General features: G+C 47.2%; 13 protein-coding genes. 7 read left to right on the top strand and 6 right to left on the bottom strand.

Features of this window, described 5'->3' with window-relative positions; all coding sequences use genetic code 11:
* Positions 1 to 5: 5 nt before the first annotated feature.
* From spoT to gmk, 3 genes are all read right to left on the bottom strand, one after another.
* Positions 6 to 2,129, bottom strand: a complete 2,124-nt coding sequence (gene spoT / locus LSG34_RS16875; RefSeq protein ID WP_233010277.1) for a bifunctional GTP diphosphokinase/guanosine-3',5'-bis pyrophosphate 3'-pyrophosphohydrolase — start codon at positions 2,127 to 2,129, stop codon at positions 6 to 8.
* Between the two features lie 108 nt (positions 2,130 to 2,237).
* Entirely contained in the window at positions 2,238 to 2,513 is a 276-nt protein-coding gene (rpoZ, locus tag LSG34_RS16870) for a DNA-directed RNA polymerase subunit omega (protein ID WP_127684924.1), read from the bottom strand.
* Positions 2,514 to 2,561: 48 nt separating this feature from the next.
* Positions 2,562 to 3,194: a guanylate kinase gene (gmk, locus tag LSG34_RS16865; RefSeq protein ID WP_233010276.1), complete on the bottom strand. Its 633-nt coding sequence runs from the start codon at positions 3,192 to 3,194 to the stop codon at positions 2,562 to 2,564.
* Positions 3,195 to 3,387: 193 nt separating this feature from the next.
* On the opposite strand from gmk, the gene LSG34_RS16860 reads away from it, so the two are divergent.
* Entirely contained in the window at positions 3,388 to 4,401 is a 1,014-nt protein-coding gene (locus tag LSG34_RS16860) for an aldo/keto reductase (protein ID WP_233010275.1), read from the top strand.
* 87 nt (positions 4,402 to 4,488) lie between these two features.
* On the opposite strand, the gene LSG34_RS16855 is transcribed toward LSG34_RS16860, so the two are convergent.
* The 3 genes from LSG34_RS16855 to LSG34_RS16845 form a co-directional block, all read right to left on the bottom strand.
* Positions 4,489 to 4,965, bottom strand: a complete 477-nt coding sequence (locus tag LSG34_RS16855; RefSeq protein ID WP_233010274.1) for a PaaI family thioesterase — start codon at positions 4,963 to 4,965, stop codon at positions 4,489 to 4,491.
* Between the two features lie 36 nt (positions 4,966 to 5,001).
* Positions 5,002 to 5,511 carry a hypothetical protein gene (locus tag LSG34_RS16850; RefSeq protein ID WP_233010273.1) on the bottom strand — a complete coding sequence of 170 codons (510 nt, stop codon included), beginning with the start codon at positions 5,509 to 5,511 and terminating at the stop codon, positions 5,002 to 5,004.
* A 62-nt stretch (positions 5,512 to 5,573) separates the two neighbouring features.
* Entirely contained in the window at positions 5,574 to 6,482 is a 909-nt protein-coding gene (locus LSG34_RS16845) for a LysR family transcriptional regulator (protein ID WP_233010272.1), read from the bottom strand.
* A 136-nt stretch (positions 6,483 to 6,618) separates the two neighbouring features.
* On the opposite strand from LSG34_RS16845, the gene LSG34_RS16840 reads away from it, so the two are divergent.
* The 6 genes from LSG34_RS16840 (at position 6,619) to LSG34_RS16815 (ending at position 15,726) form a co-directional block, all read left to right on the top strand.
* Complete coding sequence (locus LSG34_RS16840) at positions 6,619 to 7,356, top strand: SDR family oxidoreductase (RefSeq protein ID WP_233010271.1); 738 nt, start codon at positions 6,619 to 6,621, stop codon at positions 7,354 to 7,356.
* Positions 7,357 to 7,381: 25 nt separating this feature from the next.
* Positions 7,382 to 7,894 (top strand): DoxX family protein, encoded by a 513-nt coding sequence (locus tag LSG34_RS16835; RefSeq protein ID WP_233010270.1) that lies wholly within the window; start codon positions 7,382 to 7,384, stop codon positions 7,892 to 7,894.
* A 40-nt stretch (positions 7,895 to 7,934) separates the two neighbouring features.
* Positions 7,935 to 8,414 carry a DUF1097 domain-containing protein gene (locus LSG34_RS16830; RefSeq protein ID WP_233010269.1) on the top strand — a complete coding sequence of 160 codons (480 nt, stop codon included), beginning with the start codon at positions 7,935 to 7,937 and terminating at the stop codon, positions 8,412 to 8,414.
* Positions 8,415 to 8,649: 235 nt separating this feature from the next.
* Positions 8,650 to 9,759 (top strand): efflux RND transporter periplasmic adaptor subunit, encoded by a 1,110-nt coding sequence (locus tag LSG34_RS16825; RefSeq protein WP_233010268.1) that lies wholly within the window; start codon positions 8,650 to 8,652, stop codon positions 9,757 to 9,759.
* 2 nt (positions 9,760 to 9,761) lie between these two features.
* Complete coding sequence (locus tag LSG34_RS16820; protein ID WP_233010267.1) at positions 9,762 to 12,815, top strand: multidrug efflux RND transporter permease subunit; 3,054 nt, start codon at positions 9,762 to 9,764, stop codon at positions 12,813 to 12,815.
* A 448-nt stretch (positions 12,816 to 13,263) separates the two neighbouring features.
* A complete protein-coding gene (locus LSG34_RS16815) occupies positions 13,264 to 15,726 on the top strand; it encodes a TonB-dependent receptor (RefSeq protein ID WP_233010266.1) in 2,463 nt (820 codons plus the stop codon).
* Positions 15,727 to 15,920: the final 194 nt, after the last annotated feature.

The raw sequence follows: 15,920 nt of genomic DNA, 5'->3' as shown, positions 1-15,920 counted from the left end.
AACAACTATTTCCTTCTGTAAACTTTAAGTACTTCAGGCAAGACACGGATTTTGCGCATGACGTTGGCTAAATTAATACGGTCACGCACAGACAAGGTGATTTTAATCACATATTCGCCTGTGTCTCTGTCGTCGGTCGACAAGTCCTGAATGTTGGAATCCTGTGAGGCTATCACAGTGGTCAGTTTTGCCAATACACCTGGTTGGTTGACAATAAAGACCCTGATATCACATAAAAACTGTTTATCACCGGTTTTGTCCCACTTCACCGGGAAGTATTTACCCGGCTCTTTTTCCCAGCCACGAATATTACGGCATTCAACACGGTGCACGTTCAGGCCTTTGCCTGGTGTCGCGTTGGCGGCAATTTCATCACCTGGAATAGGGCGGCAACATTTGGCGAAGGTGAGTAACATACCTTCAGAGCCAATAATAAAAGCTTTGGTTTTCTGATTCGCCGGATTTTCTGCAGGCAAAGCTTCTTCACCAGAATCAAAACCACCCATTAAACGACGGGCCACAGCTATAGGCAGTTGATTGCCTAAGCCAATTTCAACCAGCAGTTCATCCAGCGATTTTTGCGTGGTGCTTTGCAGTACCTGTTCGATACGTTCTGGCGGAATATTTTCCAGTTTGACGTCACCCAAAGCTGAAGTCAGTAAACGTCGGCCTAAACCTACAGCTTCACTCAATTGCTGTTTTTTCAGATAGTTACGAATGCCTAAAATAGCGCGGCTGGTGACTACATGGTTTAGCCAGTTGGCGTTAGGTTTACCACCAGGGCTGGTAATGATTTCTACCGTCTGGCCGGTTTCTAAAGGTTTGTTCAGTGGGTAAGGTTTACGATCCACCCTTGCGCCGACACATCTGTTGCCTATGTCGGTATGCACTGTGTAGGCAAAATCGACCGCATTGGCACCAATAGGTAACTCCACAATCTGACCTTTAGGGCTGAATACGTACAGCTCATCCGGATAAAGCTCAGATTTGACGTTTTCAACAAATTCGTAGGTATTGCCTGAGCTTTGTTGCAGCTCAAGTAAACTTTGCATCCAGCGCTGGGCACGGATTTGCGCCGTGGTATTTTTGTTTTCGCCTGCACCTTTGTACGACCAGTGGGCTGCTATCCCTTTGTCGGCCATTTCATCCATTTCACGGGTACGCATCTGAATTTCCACCGGAATACCGTGTGGACCAATCAGGGAGGTGTGTAAGGACTGATAACCGTTTTGTTTTGGAATGGCGATATAGTCTTTAAAGCGGCTTTCAATAGGCTTAAACAGGTTATGTACTACACCCAAGACGCGATAGCAGTTGTCGATGCTGTTAATCAGCACACGGAAACCGTAAATATCCATCACATCGTTAAACATCAGCTCTTTGCTTTTCATCTTACGATAGATGCTATACAGATGTTTTTCACGGCCTGCGACTTCAGCTTCAATACCGGCAGCTTTAATACGCTGTTCTATTTCTGACTGAATACGTTCAATAATTTCTTTGCGGTTACCACGAGCCTGTTTGACTGCTGTTTCTAAAGCGCGATAACGCATGGGGTATAAAGCGCGGAAGCCCCAGTTTTCCAGCTCGTTTTTAATATTATGAATACCCAAACGGTTGGCGATAGGAGCATAGAGTTCTAAAGTTTCACGGGCAATACGACGGCGTTTTTCTGGTTTGAGTGCACCTATGGTGCGCATATTATGAGTGCGGTCGGCCAGTTTAATTAAAATAACGCGGATATCCTGCGTCATTGCCATAAACATTTTTTGCAGGTTGGTAACTTCGAACTCTTTGATATCTTTAAATTTAACTTTATCGAGTTTACTGACACCCTGCACCAGTTCGGCCACAGTTTCACCAAACATGCGGGTTAAATCTTCTTTGCTGACCGGTGTGTCTTCAATCACGTCATGCAGTAACGCAGCCATTAAGGTTTCGTAATCCATCCGCATTTCGGCGAGGATACTGGTCACTGCTACAGGATGAGTAATATAAGGTTCGCCGCTGGAGCGAATTTGTGGCGCGTGCGCGTCGCGGGCGACAACATAAGCCTGTTGCACCAGAACGACCTGCTCAGGTGGCAGGTAAGCACTGATTTGATTTTTCAGGCCTTCAAACAGATACATCCGAAACTCCCCAATACGCACAACGCTTTGGCGTGTTCCTTTGAATATACGTGGATTTCAAGCTATTGCCAACGGCCGGATACCGTTGGCAGGGGGTACAGGCTCAGATTATTCGTCAGAACCGATAATTGCAGCTACTGCAGCCATTTCTGATGCTTCTTGCTGTAACTGTTCACGACGTTCTTGCTGGTCCAGAATACCGTTGGTGATAAAACCTTTTTCGATTTCACGCAAAGCTACTACTGTAGGCTTGTCGTTTTCAGGATCAACCATTGGCTCTTTGCCTTCAACAGCTAACTGACGGGCACGACGTGAGGCCACCAGAATTAAATCAAAGCGGTTACCAATTTTATTTACTGCATCTTCAACTGTTACGCGAGCCATCTGCCACTCCGGTTAATCTGGGTCTGAATAAAGACCGCATAGTCTACTCTATTTCGTTTCGTTCGCCAACAGGCCAGAAATTAACTTCTGTTGCCGTATCGCCTGCTTCTGCTGTTTTAAGCGCTGAGTCTGGATAATGCCGGAAAACTGCTGCAACGCCAGCTCCAGATCATCATTCACTACCCAATAATCGTATTCACCGGCATGACTGATTTCGTCCTGCGCCTTGGCCATACGGCCTGCAATGACTTCTGCGCTGTCCTGACCCCGTTGATTCAGGCGTTGCTCTAAAGCTTCAACGCTTGGCGGCAGAATAAAAATGCTGGTGACAAAAGGCAGTTGCTGTTTAATCTGGCGGGCACCTTGCCAGTCTATATCTAAAAACACATCTATACCCTGAGCTAGTTTATCGGCCAAAGCGGCTTTGGATGTGCCGTAATAATTACCAAAAACTTCAGCCCATTCAATAAACTGGTCTTGTGCAATCAGTTGTTTAAAAGTCGGAACATCAGTGAAATGATACTGCACGCCATTACTTTCGCCCGGGCGTGGTGAGCGGGTGGTGTGAGATACACTCAGCTGCATATCGGCATGTTGCTTTAACAGCGCATTGATCAGCGTGGATTTTCCCGCTCCGCTTGGCGCTGAAATAATAAATAAGTTACCTAATAAGTCCTGCATGCCTGCCACCTTCTACAATCAAAAGGCGATTTTAGCCGCATCGCTGCTGTGCTGCCAACAGCTGATAGGTTTTTTCGCTGTGATAGTGTTCAACGAGTATCATCAATAGGTCATAGTTGTGCTGGCATACTGCCTGTATTGAATTTTAATTGTTCAAAGAGATGGCGTCTCTTTGAAGATGAAGGAGCAAAAAATGGCACTCAAAGATATTCTTCCAGGCAAACTTGGTTTTGGCACGGCGCCGCTGGGCAATATGTTCCGCGATATTCCTGAGCAGGAAGCGCGAGCTACTGTGGATGCGGCCTGGAATGACGGCATACGTTATTTTGATAACGCGCCTTTTTATGGCGCAGGTCTGGCAGAAATCCGTATGGGCGATGCGCTGGCAGACAAGCCGCGGCAGGACTATGTGATTAGCACCAAAGTGGGCCGGCTGGTGCTGGATGAAATTGAAGATGTCAGTGCCCGTGATTTAGGTGAAAAAGGCGAAGTCTTTAAATACGGCCGCCCCAATAAAATCGTCAACGACTATTCAGCAGATGCCACAATGCGCTCTATTGAGGACAGTCTGAAGCGGCTGAAAACCGATCATATTGAAATTGTCTGGGTGCATGATGTAGCACAGGATTTTTTTGGTGATGAATGGCTCAGTATGTTTGAAAGCGCCCGCAAAGGTGCTTTTAAAGTGCTGGATAAACTGCGTGATGAAGGGGTGATTAAAGCCTGGGGTTTAGGCGTCAATAAAGTCGAGCCTATAGAACTGCTGCTGGATCTGGAGGAACCTCGTCCTGATGGTTTTTTACTGGCTGGACGTTACACCCTGCTGGACCATGAAAGGGCTTTGCAGCGGGTGATGCCAAAAGTCACAGAACGTGGTTTGGGTATAGTCGTAGGTGGTCCATACAGCTCAGGTGCTTTAGTCGGAGGCCCGAACTTTGAATATGCACCTGCCTCAACAGCCATCTTAAACAAAGTGGCGAAGATCAAAGCACTGGCGGACAGATACGGCATAAGTATGAAAGCCGCTGGTTTACAGTTTGCTTTGGCAAATCCTGCAGTGGCCGCTGTAATACCAGGAGCCAGTAAACCAGGTCGTATTATTGAAGACAGTACGGCGTTAAAAGAGAGTGTACCTGCTGACTTCTGGCGTGAGCTGCGTCACGCAGGCCTGGTGCATCCAGATGCGCCACTGCCCATTAAGGACTAATTCGGGGTCAGTAAAAGACACTCTTTAAAGCTAAAAATCCACAGAGCAACTGTGGATTTTTACTTTATGCGCTAGAGCAAAGATCTATCAGCGGCTTTTGGCTTTCACTGACAAAGTTAAAGTGAATTTCGCCATCAGCTCGTCGCCATGCAAAGAAGGGCAGGTGACATCAATAGTCACTGATTGATTAATACGCTCTCCTGTATCCAGCGATTGTTGGATCATCTGGTCTATTAAAGCGCCGTCGTTGCTGATGAAATGCACTGCAGCTTCAGGGCGTTTTAAAAACTCGCCTTGCACGTCTTTAAAGGCAAAGTGGATATTCAGCTTTTTCTGCCGCGCTTTGTAAAAGACTAAAAAAGCACCGGCTAAATCTGCACCTATGGCCAGAGCACCAAAATAAACACTGCCCAAATGGTTTTTGGTATGGCGATGGTGTGGCATCCGGATCACAGTGCGTGCATCTGTTAATTCCAGAATTTTTGGCTTACAAAAACCAATCAGTGGAATATAACGAAATCCAAACCACCAGAGTTGTAAGTTGGCTTTAGTTAAGGCGTTCATAAAAAGAGGCTCCAGAATTCAACTGGTCGGAGCTTATCATTCTGGTTGCGATAGTGCGAATTTTTGCTGCCATTGTCGCTCAAAATTCGCTTTGGCTTGCTGGCGTTGTTCGACACACCAGACCATTTGTCTGCTGTCCCGTACACCAAAACATTGTTTAGGTTCGGAGTAATACTCCAACCATGCCTGTAGTTTTTTACCCTGATAAGGTGCTTTAACTGAGACCGAGCTGACATAAAGCTCTGGGCCTTTGGCAATGTCAGCCAAGGCATCCGGGGAATTTTTAGTTTTGGCTGTTTTTTTGATTTTTGGTTTTTTCGGATCAGAGGCCAAGACTGGTTTTTGGCAAAACAGGTCCAGCTGTTTTTCCAGCTGGCGCTGATCCAGGCTTAGCTGTTCTGCTTCTTTTAAGCTGTAACCAGAGCTGATCTTTTGTTCCAGCTGCTGTAGTTTTTTGGCTGCTTTGACGCAATCAGCTTCTGGCCATTGGTTTTGAGCCAACAGGGTAAAACTGCAGAAAAACAACAAATACAAAAGCGGTTTCATCCTGAACTCCGCCTGTTAATAAATGGTTAAATAACTATAGGTGGTTTTGTCTGCTTTGCTGCTTATTTTTCGGTGGAAAATTTCTGTTTATATAAGGCGCTGACCCATTCAACAAAGACCTTTACCCGTGGCGACAATTGGTTATGTTGCGGATAAAGCACATGCACAGGCAAAGCAGGACTTTGCAGATGACTTAGAATTTGCACTAAATCGCCAGACTCCAAATAGCGTTTGATCCGAAAGTTGGGGACCTGAATAATGCCACAGCCCGCTAAAGCAGCTGCAGTGTAAGATTCGGCGTCATTAACAGATAACCAGCCTTTAGCCGGAAAATCCTGCTCTGCACCTTCTATCAAAAAGCTAAAGGGGTAGCTGATATTGTGATCGCTGGAGAAAAAGCCCACAGCCTGATGCTGACTCAGTTGTTCCGGCTGCATAGGCACACCATGCTGTTGCAGATAAGCCGGACTAGCGCATACCACTTGTGGCAAAGCAGCCAGCTTTTTGCCAACTAAAGTGGAGTCTTTGGGCACACCTATCCGGACCACCAGATCAATACTTTCGCGCACCAAATCCACCAGTCTGTCACCTGTGCTGATGGCAATATCCAGCTGCGGATACAGTGCTCTGAATTGCGGCAAAGCCGGAATAATGATTTGCGCTGCATGCACCCCATGCAAGCCCAAACGTAATAAGCCGGCCGGGTTGGCTGCCACAGTATTCAGGCTGGCTTCGGCGTCGTCTAACTCAGACAAAATGCGAACACAGCGCTGATAAAAAGCCTGGCCATCCAAAGTAGGTTTGACCTGACGGGTGGTGCGTTCTAACAGGCGGCTATTCAGACGCTGCTCTAACTGCTGCATAGCGTAAGTTGCGGTAGCGCGTGGGATTTGTAATACACCTGCGGCCTGAGTAAAACTGCCCAGTTCGACGATTTTACAGTACAGCTTTAAGCTATCGAACTTGTCCATTCTCCGGCCTTTTAGGGGTATTGTTCGCTCTGGTTGAATTATGTTATCAATTTTAGGGTATTTATCCAGTTATCCTGCAAATTTAAAGTAACTCTCATTCAGACACCGCAAGGGTGACTTAACCGGGAGAACAGCTATGAAGACCTCAATCAAAACTGCACTAGTCACAGGCGCCTCAAGGGGCATAGGTAAAGCCATTGCTTTGCGTTTAGCAGAGGATGGTTTTGCTGTGGTAGTGAATTATGCCGCAGGACAGGAAAAAGCTGAGCAGGTGGTGGCTCAAATTCAGCAAGCCGGTGGTCATGCCATAGCGGTGCAGGCCGACGTGGCTGATGCTGCAGCGGTAGAGCAGTTATTTACTACTGCGAAATCACATTTTGGCCGGGTGGATGTTGTGGTGAATAGCGCTGGCATTATGACGAATGTGTCGATAGCAGATTGCAGCACAGACCAATTTGAACAGCTGATTCGTACTAACTTAACCGGTGCTTTTTGTGTGCTGGGTAGTGCAGCCCGTCATATCAACCAGGGCGGTCGCATTATTGCGTTATCGACCAGCGTGATAGGAAAAGCCTTGCCAAGTTACGGTCCTTATATCGCCACCAAAGCCGCTGTTGAGGGTTTGGTTCATGTGCTGGCTAACGAGTTACGTGGTTTACAGATTACTGTGAATGCAGTAGCTCCTGGTCCTGTGGCTACAGAGCTGTTTTTAAAGGGTAAGTCGGACGAATTAATCCAACAGATGGCGAAACTGGCTCCGCTGGAGCGCTTAGGTACGCCTGAAGATATTGCAGCTGTGGTGTCTATGTTAGCTGGCCCTGATGGTGGCTGGATTAACTCGCAAGTGATCCGCGTCAATGGCGGCATGGTGTAAAGCAACAGCTTCAGGAGCAAAACGAATGACTCTATTTAAAACCAACACAGCGGCCTTTGTTGACGACAAGGCTGGCGTTCGGGAAGGCTTGATTTTTCCTTCGTTGGGTGGCTTTTACAGCAAACTTGAACCCGTTTTTTATGCGTTACTGCGTTTTGTTTTCGGTATTGTGATCTTCACTCACGGCCTGCCCAAGGCATTGGGGATCTCCCATGGTTCCATGGCTGACCCTATGGCTGGCTCCACCCATTTGATCCAAAATGTGATGGGATTACCTTTCGCTCCGCAGTTAGCCTTTCTGGTTATGCTGCTCGAAACCCTCGGCGCATTGATGCTCGCTATCGGCCTCTGCTCACGTCTTGTTGCTTTGGCCATCACTATTCAAATGATCGGAATTTGTTATGCGCTAGGCCCTACCTGGCCCTGGATTGATCGGGGTATTGAATATCCGGCGCTGATGGCTTTTCTGGCTTTGTATATCGCAGTGCGTGGCAGTGGCAGTTTTTCTGTAGATCGTAAACTCAGGGTTTCAATTTGATCCCAGCACTATTCAATGATTAATAATCAGGAGGTGAAGCATGACGAGTTTAAATCAGAAATTAATAGCTGTAGTGCGGGAAGCGACTATAGCCACTACAGCTGCCACTTTATGTGCGCTGGTGTTGCAAGTGCCAGTCTGGGCTATGTTTATCGGCTGGATAGCGTTTTTTACCCGCGGTATGACAACCAAAGATGGTGTGATTAACTTGCTAACGGTCTGGATAGGAATAGCCATTGGTATAGCCGCAGGTCAACTGACCAGTGTTTTAACACCACTGACAGGAGAGGGGACTTTGAGCCTGGTGGTTTTTGTGGTGGCTCTTGTGGTGTTGTCTTTGCGTTATATGCCAGTCATTAACAATTTATTGGGGTTATTTTTAGGCTTGGTTAGTTTTTTTGCGTCGCACCAGCCACCAAACTTCGAGACATTTTTCACTTTAGCTTTGGCTGCAACTGTTGGAATAGTGGCCGCGACCAGCCTGAGACTGCTGCAACACAAAACAGTGGCAGCGCATTAAAAGGGCGCGGGCTGGTCGTTGATAATGCAGATCAGGGGGGCCTCCTCTGGTCTGCTTTTTTTTGCGCCTGAACGCATTGACTGATCCTTTAGAGAACCCAAATCGTTTAGCTTGTCAGAATGCTACAAAATATTGAATCAGCAAAAGAAACAGTGCTGTCACTTTAGCTGCTATTCGGTATGCTAAGTGGTGGCTACAGGCTGTTTTTACTACAAAATTAAACGGAGTTTTTTGCATGAAATTGGTAAAGCTAGCTGTGGTATCCAGCCTTTGGCTGAGCTGTGCTGTGGTGGCGCAACAAGGCCCTGCTGTGCCGGTCAAAACGGCTTTAGTGCAACAGCAGAGCGTGCCTGTGTGGATCCGGGCCATAGGGCAAGTGAAAGCACAGCAAAGTGTTGAAATTCGCCCTCAGGTCGATGGCATATTGCAACGTATTCTGGTGGAAGAGGGTCAGTTGGTGAAAGCTGGTGATCTGTTGGCGGTGATTGACGATCGCAATATTAAAGCCGCCTATGAACAAGCCAAAGCTCAGCTTGCAGTTGTTCAGGCACAGCTTGACGTGGCCAAACTTGATTTAAAACGTTACCAAAACTTACGTAAAGATCAGGCAGTGTCGGCGCAGATGGCCGATCAGCAACAAGCCAAAGTGCAACAATTAGAAGCACAACTGCGCAGCGTACAGGCCACTATTAACGCGCAGCAGGTGGAGTTGTCTTATACCCAAATTGTGTCGCCAATATCAGGTCAGGTGGGTATACGTAATGTGGATGCAGGCAACTATGTCAGAACCAGCGATGCCAGCAGCTTGTTTTCTGTAGTGCAGCTGGACCCTATCAGTATCGAAATCTCGCTGCCGCAGTCACGTTTACCAGAGTTACAGCTGTTGGCGCAGCAAATCCGCCAAAAGCAGACAGTGCCTGTGCTGGCTTATTTAAAAGAAGGTGCCGATCCTTTAGCACAAGGCCAACTGACAGTAGTGGATAACAGAGTGGCTTCAGCGACTGGGACTATCAGAGTCAAAGCCGATTTTGCCAATCCGGACGCGGCTTTATGGCCAAGCCAGTCTGTGGTCATTGCTCTGCAAAGCAAAGTGTTAGACAAGGCTTTAACTATTCCGGCTAAAGCTCTGCAACAAGGGCCTGAAGGCGCTTTTGTCTGGTTTGACGAGCAAGGTAAAGCGGCGACTGCTGCTGTAGAAGTGGTATTGCAGGAAAAAAACCAGGTGGTAGTGACAGGTCTCACTGCAGGTCAGCAGATAATAGTGGATGGCCAGAGCCGTTTGCGTAAAGGTGCTGAACTGAAAATTCTGACTGACGGGCCTCAAACTGCAGCTGCGGAGCAATAAAAATGAAAAGCCGCAGTATTTTTGCCTGGTGTATGGATCACCCTATTGGCACAGTGTTACTTACTTTTGCCTTGGTGTTATTGGGTATTCTGGCTTTTCCGCGTTTATCTATTGCACCTTTACCAGAAGCGGATTTCCCTACCATTCAGGTGAATGCCCGTTTGCCGGGGGCCAGTGCCGAAACTATGGCATCTTCCGTTGCTACACCTTTGGAAGTGGCATTAAGTTCGGTTCCTGGTATTACCGAAATGACCTCAAGCAGCGCCCTGGGATCTGTAGAAATTACGCTGCAATTTGTGCTGGAAAAAGATATCGATACTGCAGCGCAGGAAGTGCAGGCGGCACTGAATCAGGCGGCAGGTCGTTTGCCTGATATGCCCAATTTACCGACCTGGCGTAAGGTCAATCCGGCTGATAGTCCTATTTTAATTATTGGGGTCACCTCTGAAACTTTATCCCGCACTGAAATCAGCGACTTAGCCGAAACCGTACTGGCGCGTCAAATGACCCAAATTAACGGTGTGGGTGAGGTATTTATTGGTGGCCAACAAAAACCAGCCATTCGGATTCAGGCCAAACCTGAAGTCTTAGCTGCTGCAGGTTTAACCCTGGCGGATATTCGTGCCGCAGTGCAACGCTCCAGTGTCAATTTACCTAAAGGTGCCTTGTTTGGTGACAACAGAGTGTCGACTCTGACAGTGAATGACCAGATTTTTTCTGCCGATGAATATGCTGATCTAATCGTCAGTTACAACAATGGCGCTCCTGTGTATTTGCGCGATGTGGCTAGTGTAAAACTCGGTGCAGAAAACGATTTTGTACAAATTTGGCCGAATGGCGAATCTGGTGTGGCCTTGATCATTCGCCGCCAGCCTGGTGCCAATATAGTAGCCACAGCGGATCGTATCAGTGCCGCTTTACCTCAACTGACAGCTGCTTTACCTGCCGACGTAAAAGTAGAGGTCTTTAACGATAGAACCCGGACTATCCGCTCTTCCTTGCATGAAGTAGAGCTGACTTTGGCTATCGCTGTGATACTGGTTATCGCTGTGATGGCGGCGTTTTTACGCCAGTGGTCCGCTACGTTAATAGTCTCCGCTGTACTTGGTGTGTCTTTGATTGGCACCTGCGCTTTTATGTATCTGGCAGGCTTTAGTCTGAATAACCTGACACTGGTGGCTATTGTCATAGCTGTTGGTTTTATTGTCGATGACGCCATAGTGGTGATTGAAAACATACACCGCCACTTAGAAGCTGGCGAAACCAAAAGGGTGGCAGTGCTGAAAGGTGCTCAGGAAATTGGTTTTACTGTGGTCTCTATCAGCGTTTCTTTAGTGGCTGCTTTTATTCCGCTACTGTTTATGGGGGGCATTATCGGCAAGCTGTTTTTAGAGTTTTCGTTAACTGCCACCGCCGCCATTTTGATTTCAGTGGTGGTGTGTTTAACGCTGGCTCCGACTTTGGCTTCGATTTTTATGGATAAAGCGCCCGCTCATGATCCAAACAAGCCGGGCTTTTTTGACCGCTTAGTCAAACGTTATGACAAAGTACTGACCTGGGCTTTGGATCATCAGCGCATTATGCTTGGGGTGTTTTTTCTGACGGTGGCAGGCAGTGTCGCCAGCTTTATGGCAATACCCAAAGGCTTTTTTCCACTGCAGGACACGGGTTTTGTTATAGGTATCACTCAGGCCGCTTCTGATATTTCTTATGAAGATATGATAGCCAAACACAAACAAATGGAAGCTATTCTGAAAAAGGATCCGGATATCACAGGCTTTAACCACTTGGTGGGAGGCAATAACTCCACAGGTTCAGGCCGTGTTTGGGTGGTGTTAAATGACCCTGATGATCGCGATGCCAGCGCCAGTGAAATTATCGACCGTTTACGGCCGCAATTTGCCCAAATACCAGGTTTTCAGGTGTTTTTGCGCGCCGCTCAGGATATTAACCTGGGGGCTGGGCCTGGTCGGGCTCAATACAGTTATGTACTCAAAGCCTTAAGCAGTGAAGAACTGGCAACCTGGACTCAGGCGTTAACGGCAAAAGTGCGGCAAAACCCTATGTTTACCGATTTATCCAACGACTTGCAGTGGGACGCCAATATTATCAAGCTGGAGCTGGACCGGCAGGAAGCGGCGCGTTTAGGTTTTGCCGCTGCTGATTTGGATCAGGCTTTGTACGATGCTTTTGGTCAGCGCCAAATTAACGAATACCAGACAGAAACCAACCAGTACAACGTGATACTGGAGCTGGATCCGGCGCAACGTGGTACAGCGGAAAGCTTAAACTATTTCCACTTACGTTCACCCACTACAGGTGAAATGGTGCCTTTATTGGCTTTTGCGAAAGTAATGCCTGCCACCAGTGGTCCTGTGGTTATTGCGCACAATGGCATGCAACCAGCGGCGAATTTGTCGTTTAACCTGTCGGCCGGCGTGGCTTTGGGTGATGCAGTGAATGCTCTGGAGCAAGCCCGTATAGAATTACAGATGCCAGCCTCAGTGGTTGGTTCTTTTCAGGGCGCAGCTCAGGCGTTTCAGGATTCTTTGGCTACTCAACCTCTGCTGATTTTCACGGCTTTATTGGCGGTTTATATCATTTTAGGTGTGTTGTACGAGAGTTTTGTCCACCCTCTGACGATTTTGTCTACTCTGCCTTCTGCTGCTATTGGTGCCATTTTATTGCTGTGGGCCTGGCAACTGGATTTCTCTATCATGGCGCTTATCGGCATTATCCTGCTGATAGGTATAGTGAAGAAAAACGGTATTCTGATGGTCGACTTTGCGTTGCAAGCTCAGCGTGAACATGGTTTGTCAGCAAAAGACGCGATACATCAGGCCTGTCTGGTTCGGTTCCGTCCTATTATGATGACGACCTTAGCCGCTATCTTAGGGGCTGTGCCTTTAATGATGGGCTTTGGTACAGGCGCAGAGCTACGTGTACCTTTAGGTGTGGCAGTGGTGGGGGGGCTGGCTTTTAGTCAGGTCTTAACACTGCTGACAACTCCTGTTGTCTTCCTCGCATTAGATGAAGCCTTCCTACAGAAGAAATAACGAATAGGGGTCAGAGTAAAATGAAAGCCGCGTGCTTAATTTTACTCTGACCCCCAATCCACTTACTTATTGAAAAACAACAGTTGGTAGCGCTATCATTTTTACAATTACTGCATTTCATTTATTATTCTGATTAAAACAAATACAAAAACTGCCCATTAATTCAGCTTATCCTTTAGTCGTATCCTATCGTGAAAGATCCGGATCTCAGCTTATTTTCACAAAAAAGATCTAAATAATGGTTGCGCAATCATTTATCTGAGGCTAATTTATCGTCCAGGCTTAGCCTTGGTATGAAAAACAAGCGGAAGAAATCAATTCAAATAGCAATCCCGAAAGGAGATGCCTTGGATTTCCTATAGCTTGAACCGATACCAAATAAAAAGAATCAACAGGTGTTAGCGCTGTCATGCTGACAAAAACATCCAGACAGGATAGGGGAATCAAAGTGAAAGTCTTAAAATTAAAACCGTCTTACTTACTGACCACATTGGCGCTCTGTAGCGCTTTTGGTGTAGCTGCACAAGTCGCTGAAACTGCAAAAACCAGCGATGGCAAAGATGATGAAGGCCGTGCTATTGAAGTGATTCAGATCAGCGCGACCAAAAGGGTCACTACCTTACGTGAAACACCACTGGCGGTAACAGCTTTTGACCAGAAAACTCTGGACGAAAACCATGTGGCTCAGCTGGATGATTTACAGGGCATAGTTCCTAGCTTACAAATTGCGCAAAACGGTACTCAAAATACGCCTATGGTGTATGTGCGTGGTATTGGTTCTTCTGATCAAACCGAAAGTGGTGACCCAGCAGTCGCTTTCCACATTGATGGTGTGTATTCAGCCCGCTCTCAAGGCGCTTCAGCTTTGATGTTTGACTTAGAAGGTGCTGAAATTTTACGTGGTCCACAAGGGACTTTATTTGGCCGTAATGCCACTGGTGGTGTAGTGAACTTACACACTGCCAAAGCCCGTCTGGATGGTTTTGATGCCAATGCTGAAATCACTTTAGGCAACTACGACCGCCGCGCTACCCGCGCTATGGTCAATATTCCATTAAGCGACACTTTAGCTGTGCGTGTTGCAGCTGCGATGGACCAATCTGAAGGTGTGGTTGATTTCCTGCCAGGTTCAGCCATGGGCGAAAAATACGGTTCTACCGATCTGGCTGCTGCGCGTTTCAGTGCTTTTTACCAGCCGTCAGACAAGTTTGATTTAACTTTCTCCTACGAGAACTTTACTGACAATGGTACGGGTAATATCCCGACTATTACCGGTGGTTCGGACCGCAGCTCTTATGTACAGGAACCTGGTTTTAACGATGCAACCAGCGACAGCTTCCGTACCAGAGCAAACTATAACTTCGACTCAGGTTTGCAACTGGCGTACATAGGTGGCTACACAGATACATCCCGTGTTTCGGTATGGGACAGAACCTGGAGCCTGGAAAAATACGAATGGGGCGGCTGTGTCGAATGTGATCACGAAGCCACGCAACACGAATTACAGTTCAAGAATGATGATGCTGAACGTTTACAGTGGATGGTGGGTTACTTCTACTTCAAAGAAAACAACAAGACTATTTTTGACATAGTGCACCCTGACGTTGATTACGAAGGAGGCACTACGCCAAACAAAAACTTATGGTCTACTTACCGTCAGCCTGACCGTGGTTTAGAGTCGAACAGTATCTATGCTCAGTCTACTTATAAACTGACTGACGACTGGCGCCTGAGTGCCGGCTTACGTTACACCAACGATAAACGTTGGGACAAAGGTGGTCGTAACATCATGTGTCCTGACGTAAAACGTACTGAAGTGATGGACCCTAATCAGGATCATGTCGGCTACATGGATCCGGAAGGTATCCTGAATGGTCTGGGCCCGAACAAGAACCTGGTGCAACCTGGCCAATGTTGGGTCGATACCTACAACGATACTAGCCCGGAGTGGAGCAAAACCACAGGTATGGCTCGTGTTGAATGGGATATGACGGATGACGTGATGTTCTACACCTCCTACGCCACTGGCTTTAAGTCCGGTACTATTCAGGATGGTAATAAATACACTGGTACTGGCCCATTCACGCAAGAAGCTCTGGATGCCATTATTGCTGCTAACAATAACGAAGCTGCAGGTACTGCTGCTTATGTAGCGCCGGAAGAAAACACCAGTATCGAATTGGGTATGAAAGGTTTATTCATGGACGGTACTTTGCAGTTATTTGCTGCGCTGTTCAGTACTGAATACACCGACTTACAGGTCACCAGTAACGTAGTCACCAACACAGGTGCTGACTTACTGCGTAAAACCAACGCCGGTAAAGCCACTATCAATGGTCTGGAATTAGAAGCCCGTTGGTTAGTGATTGAAAATGGCGAGTTAAGTGGTTCTATGTCTGTACTGGATGCAACTTACGATGACTTCCTGACCACAGATTCTAAATATGGCCGTGATGGTTTAGCCTTTAACCCGTCAGCAGGTAACCCTGCTTTGCCTAACCTGCTGGATTTCAGCGGTAATCATTTAGTCATGGCTCCGGAATTCTCAGCTTCTGTGAATTACGAACATTTTGTTGGTCTGGAAAGCGGTGCTACGTTAAAGCCAAGAATTCGTGTGGGTTACACCAGCGAAGTATGGTTTGACCCGGCTAACCGTGGTGACAGACCAGCAGGTTTCAAAAATCTGCCATACGCTGCTGATATCGATCGTCAGGATGCCTATACCAAAGTGGATTTAAGCCTGTCGTTCGAACCTTCAGAAGGCAGCTGGTCCACAGAAGCTTTCGTGAATAACGTCACTGACCGCGATATTAAGAGCGATCAAGGCCGTACTCACGGTGACGCAGTACCTAACTTTATGTGGCAATCACCACGTACTTTTGGTGTGCGTTTTAACGTAGCTTTTGAATAATTGATGCTGTAGCGGCGACCTTTAGGGTCGCCCGTTTTTGATTCAAATTGATTGTGGGATCTGTTGGCAATATCAACAAAGCTGCAGATCCAGACTCGAAGCGAACATGAAGTTTTACCCTTGTCTCCCGGACTTGTGCGAGTCTGGGTCCTCCCGGTAATTGGGGGTATCAGTACCAGCTTCGGCTGGTACTT

It is taken from the genome of Rheinheimera faecalis (genome assembly GCF_021290965.1).
Lineage (GTDB): Bacteria > Pseudomonadota > Gammaproteobacteria > Enterobacterales > Alteromonadaceae > Pararheinheimera > Pararheinheimera faecalis.
The sequence above is the reverse complement of the archived record's forward strand: the minus strand, read 5'-3'. Positions and strand labels throughout refer to the sequence as shown.